Genomic DNA, 14923 nt, shown 5'->3' with positions numbered 1-14923 from the left:
CTCAGGGCCGGGGCACGTTCCGCAGGTTGGAGCGGGCGAGTTGGGCCATCCGGCCGACCCCGCCGTCCAGCACCATCCGGCCGGCGGAGAGCGCGAAGCCCGTCACCATCTCGGCCTTGATCTTGGGCGGGATGGAGAGCGCGTTGGGGTCGGTCACCACATCCACCAGCGCGGGGCCCTTGTGGCGCAGCGCGTCGCGCAGGGCGTGCCGCAGGTCCTTGGGCTTCTCCACGCGGCTGGCCCGCACCCCCACGGCCTCGGCCATCGCGGCGAAGTCCGGGTTGCGGTAGCTGGTGCCGTAGGCCGGCAGGCCGCCGACCATCATCTCCAGCTCGACCATGCCGAGCGACGAGTTGTTGAAGAGCACCACCTTCACCGGCAGGTCGTACTGGACCAGGGTGAGGAAGTCGCCCATCAGCATGGTGAACCCGCCGTCCCCCGACATGGACACCACCTGGCGCCGCCGGTCCAGGAACTGGGCGCCGATGGCCTGCGGCAGCGCGTTGGCCATCGAACCGTGCCGGAAGGAACCGATCACCCTGCGCTTGCCGTTGGGGGTGAGATAACGGGCGGCCCAGACGTTGCACATCCCGGTGTCCACGGTGAACACCGCGTCGTCGGCGGCCTCCTCGTCCAGCACCGAGGCGACATACTCCGGATGGATCGGGACGTGCTTCTCCACCTTGCGGGTGTAGGCGTGCACCACGCCCTCCAGGGCGTCGACGTGCTTCTTCAGCATCCGGTCCAGGAAGCGGCGGTTCTTCTTCTCCTTCACCCGGGGCGTCAGACAGCGCAGGGTCTCCCCGACGTCGCCCCACACCCCGAGGTCCAGCTTGGAGCGCCGCCCCAGGTGCTCGGGGCGGACATCGACCTGGACGATCCGCACATCGTCAGGCAGGAACGCGTTGTACGGGAAGTCGGTGCCCAGCAGCATCAGCAGATCGCACTCGTGGGTGGCCTCATAGGCGGCGCCATAGCCCAGCAGCCCGCTCATCCCCACATCGAACGGGTTGTCGTACTGGATGAACTCCTTGCCGCGCAGCGCGTGCCCCACCGGGGACTTGACCCGCTGGGCGAACTCCATCACCTCCCGGTGCGAGCCGGCGACGCCGCCACCGCAGAACAGCGTGACCCGCCTGGCCTGGTCCACCATCTCCACCAGCTGGTCGATCTGCTCGTCCGAGGGGCGCACGGTGGGCCTGCTGGTGACCAGCGCGTGCTCCTCGGCCCGCTCGGGAACCTGCTGGTCGGCGATGTCCCCCGGCAGCGCCACCACGCTGACCCCGCCCCGGCCGATCGCGTGCTGGATGGCGGTCTGGAGCACCCTGGGCATCTGCTCCGGGTTCGAGATCAGCTCGCAGTAGTGGCTGCACTCCAGGAAGAGCCGCTCCGGATGGGTCTCCTGGAAGTAGCTGGTGCCGATCTCCGCGCTGGGGATGTGGGAGGCCAGCGCCAGCACCGGGGCCATGGAGCGGTGCGCGTCGAAGAGGCCGTTGATCAGATGGAGGTTGCCCGGGCCGCAGGAGCCGGCGCAGGCGGCCAGCGTGCCGGTGAGCTGCGCCTCGGCGCCGGCGGCGAACGCGGCGGTCTCCTCGTGCCGCACCTGCACCCAGTCGATGCCCTTGGTGCGCCGCACCGCGTCCACCACCGGGTTGAGGCTGTCGCCGACCACCCCGTACAGCCGTCTCACGCCCGACCGCAGCAGGATCTCCACGAACTGCTGCGCCACCGTCTGCTTGGCCATGGCCACCAACCACCTCTCGGACGTCCCTGCCGACCAGTGGGCAACTTATCCCGTATTGCCCCTGATTATTCGCAGCGGTGGCGCATGCCGTGGACCGCCGGTCGGCCCCGGCAGCCGTCGGGGGCCCGTCGGAGTGTCGGTGGTGCGCCGTAGACTGCGGTCGTGGCGGGCAGGATCAACGATGACGACGTGAAGACGGTGCGGGACGCGGTCCCGATCGACGCCGTCGTCTCGGAGTACCTCCAGCTGCGTCCCGGCGGCGGCGGCAACCTCAAGGGCCTCTGCCCCTTCCACGACGAGAAGTCGCCCTCCTTCCACGTCAGTCCGAGCAAGGGCCTCTTCCACTGCTTCGGCTGCCAGGAGGGCGGGGACACCCTCGCCTTCGTGATGAAGATGGAGCATCTCTCCTTCTCCGAGGCGGTGGAGCGGCTGGCCGCCCAGGCCGGCGTCACCCTCCGCTACGAGCAGGGCGGATACAACCCGGGCCGGCAGCAGGGCGAGCGCACCCGGCTGATCGAGGCGCACCGCGCCGCCGCCCGCTTCTACGCCGAGCGTCTCGGCTCGCCCGAGGCCGAGATCGGCCGCGCGTTCCTCGCCGAGCGCGGCTTCGACCAGGCCGCCGCCGAGCACTTCGGCGTGGGCTACGCCCCCGTCGGCTGGGATCATCTGGTCCGCTATCTGCGCGGCTCCGGCTTCACCGACCGCGAGCTGTTGCTCGCCGGCCTCGCCCAGGACGGCCGGCGCGGCCCGATCGACCGCTTCCGGGGCCGGTTGATCTGGCCCATCAGGGACATCACGGGGGAGGTCGTCGGCTTCGGCGCCCGCAAGCTCCGCGACGACGACAACGGCCCCAAGTACCTCAACACCCCGGAAACCCCGATCTACAAGAAGTCCCAGGTGCTCTACGGCATCGACCTCGCCAAACGGGACATCGCCAACAGCAACCGCGCGGTGGTCGTCGAGGGCTACACCGACGTGATGGCCTGCCACCTCGCCGGCATCACCACCGCCATCGCCACCTGCGGCACCGCCTTCGGCGGCGAGCATGTCAAGATCCTGCGCCGGCTGCTGCTGGACAGCTCCACCGCGCACAGCGCCGGCGAGGTGGTGTTCACCTTCGACGGGGACGCGGCCGGCCAGAAGGCCGCGCTGCGCGCCTTCGAGGACGACCAGAAGTTCGCCGCGCACACCTTCATCGCCGTCTCGCCCGGCGGCATGGACCCCTGCGAGCTGCGCATCGCCCAGGGCGACCAGGCGGTCAAGGAACTGATCGAAACCCGCGCCCCGCTCTTCGAGTTCGCCATCCAGTCGATCGTCGCCAGCCACAACATGGACACCGCCGAGGGCAGGTCCGCCGCGCTGGAACACGCGGCGCCCATCGTCGCCCAGATCAAGGACTCCGCGATCCAACACGAGTACGCGGTCCGGCTCGCCGGCCTGGTCGGCATCCAGGACACCGGCTTCGTGGTGCGCCGCATCGGCCAGCTGGCCCGCTGGAACCGGGGCCGCGCGCAGCAACGCCCCGCCTCCAGGACGGCCGCGCCGTTCGCTTCGTCCCCCGAGCCCACCCGCCCCGCCGCCCCCGGGCCGGCGCTGAACCTCCGCAACCCGGCGCACGCCGGGGAGCGCGAACTGCTCAAGCTCGCGCTCCAGTTCCCCGAGCTGGTCGCCCCCGCCTTCGACGCCTATGGCGAGGACGAGTTCACCGCCCCGCCGTACGCGCTGGTCCGCCGCGTCATCCTGGACGCCGGCGGCGTCGTCTCGGCCGATGACGACTATCTGGCCCGGGTCCGCGAGGCCGCCCCGGACGACACGCTGCGGGTGCTGATCAACGAGCTGTCCGTCGAGCCGCTCCAGGTCTCCCGCCGCCGGCAGCGCGAGGTCGACGGCTACGCGGGGCTGCGCCTCGTCGAGGTGCGGCTGGCCGCCGTCAACCGCCGCATCCAGCAGCTTGAGTCGGACGCGCGCCGCGCGGAGGCCCAGTCGGGCAACACCAGGGCCGCCGAGGCGCGCCACGAGCTGTGGACGCTGGAGCAGTACCGCACGGCCCTCAGGGAGCGCGGCGTCGAGGCGCTCTACTCCGCCTGAACGCCGGCCCTTCGGGCCATCTCACCGGGCCTGGGCGCACCGCGCGCCAAGCCGGCGAAAATAGTGGTCGCACGCATCTCGTGGCCGGACTCAGGTGTACCTCACACTGGGGGCGGTGCCGCTCCGCTCCCGCCGCGACCCCCTGGAGGTCGTCCACGTGCAGTCCCCCACACTCAAGCGTGCGGCGCCAGCCGCCCCCACCCCGGACGAGGCGGACCCGCCCCCGCCGGCCGCGTCCGCCACGCGGGCCGAGAGCCAGGGCGGTGCGGCCAGCGACCTGTTCCGCCAGTACCTGCGGGAGATTGGCCGGATACCGCTGCTCACCGCCGCCGACGAGGTGGAGCTGGCCCGACGCATCGAGGCGGGTCTCTTCGCCGAGGACCGGCTGGGCACGGCCACCGATCTGGACGAGCGGCTCGCCCTCGACCTGGACCGCCTGGTGGTCCGTGGCCGGCTGGCCAAGCGGCGCCTGATCGAGGCCAACCTGCGGCTGGTCGTCTCGGTCGCCAAGCGCTACATCGGCCGGGGCCTGACCATGCTGGACCTGGTCCAGGAGGGAAACCTGGGCCTGATCAGGGCCGTCGAGAAGTTCGACTACACCCGCGGCTTCAAGTTCTCGACCTACGCGACCTGGTGGATCCGGCAGGCCATGTCGCGCGCCATCGCCGACCAGGCCCGCACCATCCGGGTGCCCGTGCACGTCGTCGAACAGATCAACCGCGTGGTCCGCGTCCAGCGCCGGGTCCTCCAGGAGCGCGGCTACGAACCCAAACCGGAGGAGGTCGGCGCCCTGTTGGGGCTGACCTCGGCCCGGGTCAGCGAGATCCTGCGACTGGCCCAGGACCCGGTCTCCCTCCAGACCCCGATCGGCGACGAGGACGATGTCGCGCTCGGCGATCTGATCGAGGACGTCGACATCCCGTCCCCGGCGGAGTCCGCCGCCTTCATGCTGCTCCGCGAGCAGTTGGAGGCCGTCCTCTCCACCCTGGGCGACCGCGAACGCCGCGTCGTCGAACTCCGCTACGGCCTGCTGGACGGCCGCCCCCGCACCCTGGAGGAGATCGGCGGCCTCTTCGGCGTGACCAGGGAACGCATCCGCCAGATCGAACACAAGACCCTGGGCAAACTGCGCGACCACACCTACGCCGACCAACTCCGCGGCTACCTCGAATAACCCGAACCGACCCCGAACCCGGGCCGGCCCCCACGGCGACCGCTCGACGGCGAGGTGCCCTTGCGGGCCGCCGCGGGCCGGGGTTCGTCCGCCGGCGCGACGGCCGCCGGCCGGACCGTCCGGCCGGGCCGGCCAGGGCATCGCTAGGGCATCGCCTGGGGGTGGGTCTCCTCCCGCACGGCGACGAACTGTTGGCGGACGGCGGAGCCGACCGCGGTTTCCTCGTCGTCGGGCTCGAAGATCTCGCCCCTGGCCTCGGGCCAGGCCGGTGGTTCGTCCGCCGTGAGGCCGCCGTCCGCCACGCCCTGGGCCCACGCGGCCTGGCGGGCCGCGCCGAGCGCGGTGTAGTCGGCCGGCTCGGGGATCACCACGCGGGCGCCGAGCAGCCCGGCGGCCAGCTGTTTGACGGCCGGCAGGGTCGCGGTCTGGCCCAGCAGGAAGACCCGGTCGATGACCACGCCGCGCCGGCGCAGAACCTCCGCCGCGTCGGCGAGGCCGCAGAGCATGCCCTCGAAGGCCGCCCTGGCCAGGTGCTCCGGCTTCATGCTCTCCCGCCGCAGGCCGGCCAGGGTGCCGGCGGTGTGGGGGAGGTCGGGGGTGCGTTCGCCCGCGAGGTAGGGGAGGAGGACGAGGCCGTGGGCGCCGGGGGTGGAGGTGAGGGCGAGCTCGGAGAGCTCGGTGAGGTCCCGGCCGAGCATCTCGGCGGCTCCCCGCAGCACCCGGGTGCCGTTGAGGGTGCGCACCACGGGCAGGTGGTGGCCGGTGGCGTCGGCGTAGCCGGTGATGGTGCCCGAGGGGTCGGTCAGCGCCTCGTGGTGGACGGCGCAGACGGATCCTGAGGCACCGAGCGAGACGACGGCGTCGCCCTTGCCGACGCCCAGGCCGAACGCGGCGGACATGGTCTCGCCGGTGCCGGCGGAGATCAGCAGGCCCTCGGGGGTGCGGCCGGCGGCCTCGGCCGGGCCGAGCACCTCGGGGAGGCTGACGGGGTGGCCGATGGCGAGTTCGGCCAGCTCGTGGCGCCAGTTGCCGGAGACGGCCGACCAGTAGCCGGTGCCGGAGGCGCCGCCCCGGTCGGTGGTCCAGCGGCCCGGGCGGCCGAGCAGTTGCCAGACGAGCCAGTCCTGCGGCTGGAGCACGGTGGTGGTGCGCCGGGCGGCGTCCGGCTCCTCGCGGGCCAGCCAGCGGAGTTGGGCCACCGGGTGGGTCGGCTGGGGGACGGAGCCGACGGCCTCGGCCCAGGCGGCCTTGCCGCCGAGCGCGTCGACCAGGCTGAACGCGGCGGACCGCGCCCGGTCGTCGGCGCCGGCCAGCGCGGGCCGCACCGGGGCGCCGTCGGCGTCCAGCGGGACGACGCTGTGCGGTTGGGCGGAGACGCCGATCGCGGAGACGTCCTCCAGCATGCCGCCGTCGGCGGCCTCGCCGAGGGAGAGCAGCCAGGACTCGGGGGCGGACTCGCCGGTCGGATGCTCGGCGTGGCCGTGGCGCAGGATCTGCCCCGTGGTCGCGTCACAGACGACGATGCGGGTGTAGGCGGACGAGCTGTCGAGGCCGGCGACGATTCCCATCAGGACCTGTCCAGGGGACGTCCCGCTTCAGCGGGGTGGGGAACGGCTTCTCCGGGCTGTTCCGGCCTTTGCTGTGTGTGCGGATCTGCGCTGTTCACCTGAGCCCATCTCTCTGCCGCGCTGGACCTGCGGCGTGTGTATAGCGATCGCGTGGCCGTGACCAGGGAGGTTCGCCGGTTCTCCGGCGGAGTGTATGACCTCGGGCTCCACGTGGTGCGGTGCCCGAAGTACGGCCGTCCGGCCCTCGACGGCCGGGTCGCGGAACGACTGGACGAACTGATCCGGCAGAACGCCGACGAACGGGGATGGGAGATCGTGGCACTCGACGTCATGCCCGACCACGTCCACCTGTTCGTGAGGCACGACCCGAAGTCGTCGGCCCCGTACGTGGCCAACCGGTTCAAGGGCTTCACCTCCCCAAGCCGCCCGGCGGCTTCCCGCCGAACGGCGCTGCCGCGCAGGGGAACCGCGTCACCCAGGACAGGTTCCCGTGCACGGCCCGCGGGTTCGCCGCGAACGCGGACCACGTCGGGGCGACGAACGTCCGCAACGGGGCCGGGCTGGTCCTCCGCGCGGCGGCCTGGCCACCGACACAGGAAGCCCGCGCGTTCACGCGTGGGTGGGGTCACGATTCCGAATCATGCCTCATCCCTTCGGCCTAACGAGGCATCTCCCCGGCACAGCTCGAAGCGGGCACGTGGGAGGGCCCCGCCGACTGGACAGGCAACTGTTTGGTTGCCTATTGTCGGGGGTCAGGATGGAGGCCATGGACGAGGTGTTCAAGGCGCTCGCCGACCGCAGCCGTCGGCAGCTGCTCGACCGGTTGCGCGCCCGCGACGGCCAGACCCTGCGGGAGCTGTGCGCGGGGCTGGGGATGACGCGGCAGGCCGTGGCGAAGCATCTGGCGGTGCTGGAGGCGGCGCTGTTGGTCACGACGGTGCGGCGCGGGCGGGAGAAGTTGCACTACCTCAACGCGGTCCCCGTCAACGACATCGCCGAACGCTGGATCGGCCGTTACCAACGCCCGCGGCTACGGGCGCTGGCCGAGATGCGCGACACCCTGGAGAGCGAGATGCCCCACCCCGCCTTTGTCTATGTGACCGTGATCCGCACCACCCCTGAACGTCTGTGGCAGGCGTTGACGGAACCCGACTTCATTCGACGCTACTTCGAGGACACCGGGCCCGAGTCCGACTGGCGGCCGGGGGCGCCGGTGCGCTGGCGGATGGATCCGGCGCGGCCCTACGAGGACTGGGGGCAGCGGGTGTTGGCCGCCGAGCCGGGGCGGCTGCTGAGCTACGGCTGGCACGGCTACCGCCCTGAGATGGCCGAGATGTTCGGCTGGAGCGAGGAGCGCCTCGCCGAGTTGCAGCGGGAGCCGGTCTCGCGGGTCACCTTCGAGATCGAGCCGCTGGGCGAGGCCGTCAAGCTGACCGTGACACACGACGGGTTCGGCCCGGACAGCGAGATGCGCGATTCGGTCAGCCAGGGCTGGCCGGTGATCATCTCCAACCTCAAGACGCTGCTGGAGACGGGGGAGACGCTGCCGCTCGCCGAGGGCTGACGGCGGTCGGCCGGGCCGCGACGGCCCGGCCGTGCCGCGGTCGCGTCAGGAGCCGGCCCCGGTCGCCGGGCGCGCCTCGTTGACCAGCGCCACCTGCGCCTGCCGCGCCGCGCGCCGCTCCATCAGGTGGCGGGCCACCGGCTCCGTCCAACGGGCGGCCAGCGGGCCGACGATGACCAGGATCAGCACATAGGCGGTGGCCACGGGCGCGACCCTGGGCTCGCTGGCCGTGGCGAGGCCGGCGATCACGATGGAGAACTCGCCCCGTGCCACCAGCGCGCCGCCGGCCCGCAGCCTGCCGCGCGGCCCGATGCCCGCGCGGCGGGCCGCGTACCAGCCCGTCGCGATCTTGGTGAGCGCGGTCACCACGGCGAGGACGAGCGCCGGCACCAGCACCGGCGGTATGTCGCTTGGCGTGGTGGAGAGCCCGAAGAACACGAAGAACACCGCCGCGAAGAGGTCGCGCAGCGGCATGAACAGCCGGCGGGTGGTGTGTGCCACCTCGCCGGAGAGGGCGATGCCGACGAGGAACGCGCCCACCGCGGCCGACACCTGGAGGCGCTGCGCGATCCCGGCGACGAGCAGCGTCAGCCCGAGCACGACCAGCAGCAGCATCTCCGCGTTGTCGGAGGAGACCGCCTTGCTGATCCACCGGCCGTGTCGCAGCGCGACAAAGAGCGCGACGCTTGCGGTGCCGAGGGCGATGGCCAGGGTGACGCTCCCGCTGGCGAGCCCGACGCCGGCCAACACCGTGGACAGGACCGGGAGATAGACCGCCATGGTCAGGTCCTCGATCACCAGGATGCCCAGGATCACCGGGGTCTCCCGGTTGCCCAGCCGGTTGAGGTCGGTGAGCACCTTGGCGATCACCCCGGACGAGGAGATGTAGGTGACGCCGGCCAGCGCCAGCGCCCCCACCGGGCCCCAGCCCAGCAGGAGGCCGAGCAGCGCGCCGGGCGTCGCGTTCAGGGCGAGGTCGACGATGCCGGAGGGGTACTGCGTCTTGAGGCTGTCCACCAGCTCGGGCGCGGTGTACTCAAGGCCCAGCATCAGCAGCAGCAGGATGACGCCGATCTCGGCGCCCACCTCGATGAAGCCCTCGGTGGTGTCCAGCGGGAGCAGCCCGCCGTGGCCGAAGGCGAGTCCGGCGAGCAGGTAGAGCGGGATGGGGGAGAGGCCGAGCCGCCCCGCGAGTCGCCCCACCAGGCCGAGGCCCAGGACGACCGCCCCCAGCTCGATCAGCATGGTTGTGGTGTCGTGCAAGAGTCACCGCACTTTCAGTTCGCCCTGCCGCGCTGGGCGCCGCATGTGTCGTCGGTGGTCGGCTCCGGCGCGTGGCCGCCCGCGCGGTGGGCGGGTTCGGCGCCGGGCGCGGCGCTGAGGCGGGCCGTCGGCGGCCCGCCGGTCACGCGCCGGCGATGATGTCGGAGAGGTCGTCCACGCCCTCGCGGGTGCCGACGACCAGCAGCGTGTCGCCCGCCTCCAGCCGGAAGTCCGGGCTGGGCGAGGGGTGGGTGCTGGTCCTGCGCAGCACGGCGACGATGGAGGCCCCGGTGCGGGTGCGGGCCCTGGTGTCGCCCAACGGCCGTCCCCGGTAGGGGGAGTCGGGGCCGATCGGGACGCGTTCGGTCACCAGGTCCAGGCCGAGTTCCCCGCCGGGCAGGGCGTGGTCGGCGTGGTCGGGCGCGATGATCGAGGCCAGTCGGGCGGCCTCCTGCGCGTCCAGGGGGACGGTGCCCTGGCAGGCGTCGGGGTCGTCCGACGCGTAGAAGCCGACGAAGCGGCGTCCGTCGTCGTGGGCCACCACCGAGATGTGGCGGCCGTCCCGGGTGGCGAGGTCGTACTGGGTGCCGACGCCCGGCAGTGGGGTGCGCCGCGTCACCATGAACGTGCCCTCCGCAGGCGGGAATTCGTGCTGAGCATAAGGACAAAGAGATCCCCAGGACGTTGCCCGAGTCAACAAAAAACCTGGCAAAGCGGACCCTGGAAGAGGTAAAGGCGGACGTCAGGGAGATTGCCAACAACTCTTTGCAAAGAAGTGTTGGCAATCTAGGGTGGTGCCATGAGCGACTCGGACGACGAAGTGGCCGCCTCTCCCCGAGGTCCCGAAATCCCCCTCAAGTACGTTGAGTTGGACGCGAAGGGGCTGCGCGCCCTGGCGCATCCGGTGCGGGTGCGGCTGGTGGGCCTGCTCCGGATACACGGCCCCGCCACCGCCACCCGTTTGGCGCAGCGCCTGGAGCTGACCTCCGGCGCGACGAGCTACCACCTGCGCCAACTCGCCGCCGCCGGCTTCGTCGAGGAGGACACCGAGCGGGGCAACGGACGCGACCGCTGGTGGCGTTCGGTCTACCAGGCCACCTCCTTCCACGACCGGGAGCTGGCCGCCCGCGAGATGGACGCCACCCTCGGCTATCTGCGCTCCATCGTCGCCTCGCACACCCTGCTCGCCCAGAAGGCGCTCAACGAACTGGAGACCATGCCCGAGCCGTGGAGCGCTGTCGTGTCGTTCAATGACGCGCTGCTGCGGCTCACCCCGGGCGAGGCCAAGGCGCTGCGCGGGGAGATCTCCGAGGTGATCGGCCGGTACCGCCGATACGATCTGGCCGACGAGAACGCCCCGGAAGACGCCGAGCGGGTCTCCCTGGTGCTGCATGTGCTCCCCGGGTTGGACGGGGCCGATTCGGACGAGCCGTCGTGAGCGTCCCCGTCGAGGTGTCCCGGAGCCAACGACTCCGGCCGCTGGTCGGGGTGTTGGCCGGCTTTGGCATAGCCCAGCTGGGCAGCAGGATCGCGGCCATCGCGCTGCCCTGGTTCGTCCTGGTCTCCACCGGCAGCGCCGCCCAGACCGGGCTGGTCGCGTTCTGCGAGATGGCGCCCTATGTGCTGGCCAAGGCGCTCAGCGGGCCGGTGGTGGACCGCATCGGGCCCCGGGTGGTGTCCTGGACGACGGACCTGGTCAGCGCGCTGTCCATCGGTCTCGTCCCGCTGCTGGACGCCGCCGGCGCGCTGCCGTTCCCGATGCTGCTGGCGCTGGTCGCCCTCGTCGGCGCCACCAGGGGGCCGGGCGATCTGGCCAAGCAGGTCCTGATCCCCGAGGCCGCCGAGCGCTCCGCGGTGCCGCTGGAGCGGGCCACCGGGATCTCCGGCGCGATGGAGCGGCTGGCCAGCACGGCCGGCGCCCTGGCCGGCGGCGGTCTGGTGGCGCTGATCGGCCCGCTCGCCGGGCTCGGCTTCAACGCGGCCTGCTTCGTGCTCGGTTCGGTGATCATCGGGCTGACGCTGCCCCGGGGCATGGGGCGCGCGGTGCCGGCGGAGCCGGGCTCGGAGGGCGAGGAGCGGGGCTACTGGGGCCAGTTGGCCGTGGGCTTCCACCATCTGCGCCGCACGCCGCTGCTGTTGACCCTCGCCGGGGCGATCACCCTCACCAACCTGCTGGACGCCGCCCTGGTGGCCGTGCTCCTGCCGGTCTGGGCCAACGAGACCGGGTTCGGGCCCTCGGCGATCGGGCTGCTGGGCGCGGCGATGGGGACGACCGCCATCCTCGGCAGCGTGATCGCGGCTTCCTTCGCCCACCGGCTGCGCCGACGGCCGGTGCTGGTCATCGGCATTATCGCGACCGGCCTCCCCCGCTATCTCGCGCTGGCCTGGGCGCTGACCGGTCAGCTCCCGCTCTGGGGGGTGGCCGCCGTCTTCGCGGTGTGCGGGTTCGGCGCCGGCTTCCTCAACCCGATCATCGGCGCGCTGGCCATCGAGCTGGTGCCGCGCCCGCTGTTGGGGCGGGTGACCGCGCTGTTCGGCTCGCTGGCCTGGGCCGGCATCCCGCTGGGCGGCGTGCTCGGCGGGCTGGCCGTCGCCGGCGTGGGCGTGGGCCCGGTGCTGGTGGCCTGCGCGGTGCTCTACCTGCTGCCAGGGCCGGTCATCTGGGTGCGCCCCGAGTGGCGCGCGATGGAGCGCGCGCGCCGCCGTCAGCGAACCGACGCCACCGACGCCACCGCCGGCACCGGCACCGAAGCGGAGGGCGGCGACGGCTCCGCTGGCGACGCCGAGGACCGGGGCCGCCTGGCCACGTAGACCAGCGCCGGCGGCACGTTCCGCCACACCGTCCTCGTCACCAGCAGCTCCTCGAACGCCGCGCGCAGCTCGGCCCGTTGACGCCGCGCCGGCGGGGCCCAGGCGGTCCAGGGATAGCTGAACTGCGTCAGCACCCCGGTCGGCGCCAACACCTCGGCCAGCGCCTGGGCCAGCGGGCGCGGCCCGTCGAAGTACACCGTCCAGGGCAGCCCGCTGACGATCGCGTCCACCGCGCCGACGCCGCGCTCGGCGAGCAGCTCGGGAAGGAGGCCCGCGCTCCCCGTGATCACCTCGACGCCCGGATGGCGCGGACGCAGATCGGCCGCGAGACGCTCGTTCACCTCCACCGCCAACTGCCGCCCCCGACCGCCCAGGCTGGCGCTGATCGCGCCGGTGAACGCCCCGGTGCCGGGGCCGAGCTCGACGACCACCGGGTTGCCCCTGGCCGGCAGCCCGGCCACCATGCGCGCGCCGAGCGCCCGCGAACTCGGCACCAGCGAGGCGGTGCGCAGCGGGCTCCGCAGGAACTCCCGCGCGAAGAGGGCACGGTTCGAGGGGCGAGCGGCGGTCGCGGTGGAGGGCATGGCGTTCGTTCCCTGATCGGACGGGGCCGGCGGCGATCGGACGGGGCCTGACGGCGCCCTGAGCTGATCGGACGGGCCGTGTTGGGGTCGGCACCGGCCACTCTGCCCGCTTCCCCGGCCCCGGCGCATCGGCGCGCCGGCCGGACCCACCGGCCCTCGGGAGGAGACCGGCGTCGTCCCCGGGCAGGAGCCGCGCGGGGCGGCGGCGGGCTACCTTCGGGGGCATGCGGATGAACTGGCTGACGCACGCGGCGGGCCACCGGACGGGACCGGTACGGCTGCTGCCGCTGCTGATCGGCCCGGGCTATCTGCTGTTCGTACAACCGGACCAACCCACGCTCGCCGACTGGGCGTTCACCCTGGCCGCCGGTCTGGCCTTCCTGCCCGGCGGGATCTGGCCGCTGCCGGTGCTGGCCGTCGAATCGCTGCTGGTGGTCCTCGCGCACCCGCTGGCCGACGCCATGCCGGTCGCCGCCAAGGTGACGGCCACCGTCGCGCTGATCGAACTCGCCGCCCGCCGCCCGCCGAAGCTGGCGCTGCCCGGGGCGTTGCCGCTGGTCTGCGCCTATGTGCTGGTGCAGGCGGGCCACGAGAACCACACCGATCCGGCCGCCATCGCCTACCGGCTGGTGGTGCTGGTCGCCGCCCCGCTGCTGCTCGGCTGCTGGCTGCGTTCGGCCAACCAGCATCTGGCCCAGGCCCAGGCGCGCGCCCGGGAGGCCGAGGAGCGCCGCGAGCTGGCGGCGCTCGGCGCCCGACTCGCGGAGCGCACCGAGCTGGCCCGCGAGCTGCACGATCTGGTGGCGCACCATGTGGCCTCCATGGCGCTGCGCGTCGGGGTGGCCAGGGAGGTGCTGCCCGATCTGCGCCCCGAGGTGCGCACCGTGCTGGACGATGTGCACGGCTCCGCCACCACGGCGCTGGCCGACCTGCGGCGGCTGGTCGGCGTGCTGCGCGATCCGGCCTCCGTCACCGATCCGACGCGTTCGCTGCTGGTCGAGCCGGCCGAACTCCCGGCCGCGGTCGAGGGCGTGGCGGACCGCTGCGCCCGCAGCGGCCTGGTGCTGCGGACCCATGTCGACCCCGGCATCGCGGGGCTTGACGCGCTGCGCGGCCTCGCCGTGCTGCGCGTCGTCCAGGAGGGCCTGACCAACGTCGCCAAACACGCGGGCGCCGGCACCCACGCCCGGATCTCGGTGACGTTCGACGCGGGGGCGGCCGAGGTCGAGATCCACGACCGGGGCGACGGCGCCCCGGCCGCCGACGCGCTCTCGCTGCCCCCCGGCTATGGTCTTGAGGGGTTGCGGGAACGCGTCGCGCTGTTCGGCGGCACGGTCACCGCGGGCCCCGAGGGCGACGGCTGGCTGCTGCGGGCCTCCATGCCCGCCCCGGCCCCGATGGCGGGCGCGGTCGAGCGCCGGGAGTGCTGAGCCGGGAGAACACCTGAGTCGGGGATGCGGGATGGGGAAGCGGCCATGATCCACACGCTGTTGGTGGACGACCAGCAACTGGTGCGGGCCGGACTGCGGATGCTCTGCGAGTCCACGGACGACATCGCGGTCGTCGGCGAGGCCGCCCATGGCGCGGATGCCGTGCGACTGGCCGCCGAGGTCACGCCCGATGTCGTGTTGATGGACCTCAGAATGCCCGGTATGGACGGCACCGGCGCCACCCGACGCATCCTCGCCGAGCGCCCCGCCACCCGCGTGGTGGTGCTGACGACCTTCGACGACGACGAGCACCTCTACCCGGCGCTGGACGCCGGCGTCTGCGGCTTCCTGGCCAAGGACGCCGCCCCCAACGAGCTGCTCGACGCGATCCGCCAGGCGGCGGCCGGCGGCAGCCCGTTCAGCGGCGCCGTGCTGGCCCGGGTGGTGGCCCAGGCCACCACCGCGTGGCGCGCCGAGCGCCCGCCCGCGAGGCCACCGGCGCTGACCGAGCGGGAGCGGCAGGTGCTGGCCTGTGTGGGCGCCGGGTTGAGCAACGCGGAGATCGCCGCCCGGATGCATGTGGGGCTGACCACGGTGAAGACCCATATCGGCAGCCTGATGCGGAAGACCGCCAGCCCCACCCGGGTCCGACTGGCGATCTTCGCCATCCGCCACGGGCTGGCCGGCGCCTGAGGCC

12 protein-coding genes and 1 pseudogene are annotated in these 14923 nt (G+C 72.9%); 8 read left to right on the top strand and 5 right to left on the bottom strand.

From position 1 onward, the window contains the following. Nucleotide 1 precedes the first annotated feature (1 nt). Nucleotides 2–1744: a pyruvate dehydrogenase gene (locus tag K4G22_RS07930; protein ID WP_228079176.1), complete on the bottom strand. Its 1743-nt coding sequence runs from the start codon at nt 1742–1744 to the stop codon at nt 2–4. 162 nt (nt 1745–1906) lie between these two features. On the opposite strand from K4G22_RS07930, the gene dnaG reads away from it, so the two are divergent. Further along, nucleotides 1907–3832: a DNA primase gene (dnaG, locus tag K4G22_RS07925; protein WP_228079175.1), complete on the top strand. Its 1926-nt coding sequence runs from the start codon at nt 1907–1909 to the stop codon at nt 3830–3832. Between the two features lie 157 nt (nt 3833–3989). Further along, nucleotides 3990–5006, top strand: a complete 1017-nt coding sequence (locus K4G22_RS07920; RefSeq protein ID WP_425336784.1) for an RNA polymerase sigma factor — start codon at nt 3990–3992, stop codon at nt 5004–5006. Between the two features lie 143 nt (nt 5007–5149). Here the strand turns inward: K4G22_RS07920 and K4G22_RS07915 are convergent, their stop codons facing one another. After that, complete coding sequence (locus K4G22_RS07915; RefSeq protein WP_228079173.1) at nt 5150–6574, bottom strand: FGGY family carbohydrate kinase; 1425 nt, start codon at nt 6572–6574, stop codon at nt 5150–5152. A 150-nt stretch (nt 6575–6724) separates the two neighbouring features. Between K4G22_RS07915 and tnpA the strand changes: the two are divergent. After that, nucleotides 6725–6991: pseudogene (gene tnpA, locus K4G22_RS07910) on the top strand (IS200/IS605 family transposase); the annotation flags it as partial. A gap of 349 nt (nt 6992–7340) precedes the next feature. Further along, nucleotides 7341–8138, top strand: coding sequence for an ArsR/SmtB family transcription factor (locus tag K4G22_RS07905; protein WP_228079172.1), 798 nt, complete (start codon nt 7341–7343; stop codon nt 8136–8138). Between the two features lie 45 nt (nt 8139–8183). Here K4G22_RS07905 and K4G22_RS07900 read toward each other — a convergent pair whose 3' ends face one another. Then, nucleotides 8184–9401 carry a cation:proton antiporter gene (locus K4G22_RS07900; protein WP_228079171.1) on the bottom strand — a complete coding sequence of 406 codons (1218 nt, stop codon included), beginning with the start codon at nt 9399–9401 and terminating at the stop codon, nt 8184–8186. Nucleotides 9402–9543: 142 nt separating this feature from the next. After that, nucleotides 9544–10023 (bottom strand): cation:proton antiporter regulatory subunit, encoded by a 480-nt coding sequence (locus K4G22_RS07895; protein ID WP_228079170.1) that lies wholly within the window; start codon nt 10021–10023, stop codon nt 9544–9546. Between the two features lie 177 nt (nt 10024–10200). Here K4G22_RS07895 and K4G22_RS07890 point away from each other — a divergent pair, with 177 nt between their 5' ends. Continuing rightward, the gene (locus K4G22_RS07890) at nt 10201–10839 is read left to right on the top strand and encodes an ArsR/SmtB family transcription factor (RefSeq protein WP_228079169.1); all 639 of its coding nucleotides are present in this window, start codon (nt 10201–10203) and stop codon (nt 10837–10839) included. Further along, nucleotides 10836–12212 carry an MFS transporter gene (locus K4G22_RS07885; RefSeq protein WP_228079168.1) on the top strand — a complete coding sequence of 459 codons (1377 nt, stop codon included), beginning with the start codon at nt 10836–10838 and terminating at the stop codon, nt 12210–12212. The genes K4G22_RS07890 and K4G22_RS07885 overlap by 4 nt, the downstream gene beginning before the upstream one ends. Here the strand turns inward: K4G22_RS07885 and K4G22_RS07880 are convergent. Next, nucleotides 12107–12796, bottom strand: coding sequence for a class I SAM-dependent methyltransferase (locus tag K4G22_RS07880; RefSeq protein ID WP_228079167.1), 690 nt, complete (start codon nt 12794–12796; stop codon nt 12107–12109). The two genes, K4G22_RS07885 and K4G22_RS07880, sit on opposite strands and share 106 nt — an antisense overlap. A 224-nt stretch (nt 12797–13020) precedes the next feature. Between K4G22_RS07880 and K4G22_RS07875 the strand changes: the two genes are divergently transcribed. Together K4G22_RS07875 and K4G22_RS07870 are read left to right on the top strand one after the other, a co-directional pair. Then, complete coding sequence (locus K4G22_RS07875; protein ID WP_228079166.1) at nt 13021–14226, top strand: sensor histidine kinase; 1206 nt, start codon at nt 13021–13023, stop codon at nt 14224–14226. A 45-nt stretch (nt 14227–14271) separates the two neighbouring features. Next, nucleotides 14272–14919 (top strand): response regulator, encoded by a 648-nt coding sequence (locus K4G22_RS07870; RefSeq protein WP_228079165.1) that lies wholly within the window; start codon nt 14272–14274, stop codon nt 14917–14919. The last annotated feature ends 4 nt before the right edge of the window (nt 14920–14923 follow it).

Origin of the sequence: Streptomyces profundus (assembly GCF_020740535.1) — a bacterium.
Classification (GTDB): domain Bacteria; phylum Actinomycetota; class Actinomycetes; order Streptomycetales; family Streptomycetaceae; genus Streptomyces; species Streptomyces profundus.
This window is presented reverse-complemented; position numbering and strand designations above follow the sequence as displayed.

What these genes read in the sequence shown, in the direction of transcription:
- K4G22_RS07930 (WP_228079176.1), bottom strand. Translation starts at nt 1,744, where the DNA reads ATGGCCAAGCAGACGGTGGCGCAGCAGTTCGTGGAGATCCTGCTGCGG.
- K4G22_RS07915 (WP_228079173.1), bottom strand. Translation starts at nt 6,574, where the DNA reads ATGGGAATCGTCGCCGGCCTCGACAGCTCGTCCGCCTACACCCGCATC.
- K4G22_RS07905 (WP_228079172.1), top strand. Translation starts at nt 7,341, where the DNA reads ATGGACGAGGTGTTCAAGGCGCTCGCCGACCGCAGCCGTCGGCAGCTG.
- K4G22_RS07895 (WP_228079170.1), bottom strand. Translation starts at nt 10,023, where the DNA reads ATGGTGACGCGGCGCACCCCACTGCCGGGCGTCGGCACCCAGTACGAC.
- K4G22_RS07890 (WP_228079169.1), top strand. Translation starts at nt 10,201, where the DNA reads ATGAGCGACTCGGACGACGAAGTGGCCGCCTCTCCCCGAGGTCCCGAA.
- K4G22_RS07880 (WP_228079167.1), bottom strand. Translation starts at nt 12,796, where the DNA reads ATGCCCTCCACCGCGACCGCCGCTCGCCCCTCGAACCGTGCCCTCTTC.
- K4G22_RS07875 (WP_228079166.1), top strand. Translation starts at nt 13,021, where the DNA reads ATGCGGATGAACTGGCTGACGCACGCGGCGGGCCACCGGACGGGACCG.
- K4G22_RS07870 (WP_228079165.1), top strand. Translation starts at nt 14,272, where the DNA reads ATGATCCACACGCTGTTGGTGGACGACCAGCAACTGGTGCGGGCCGGA.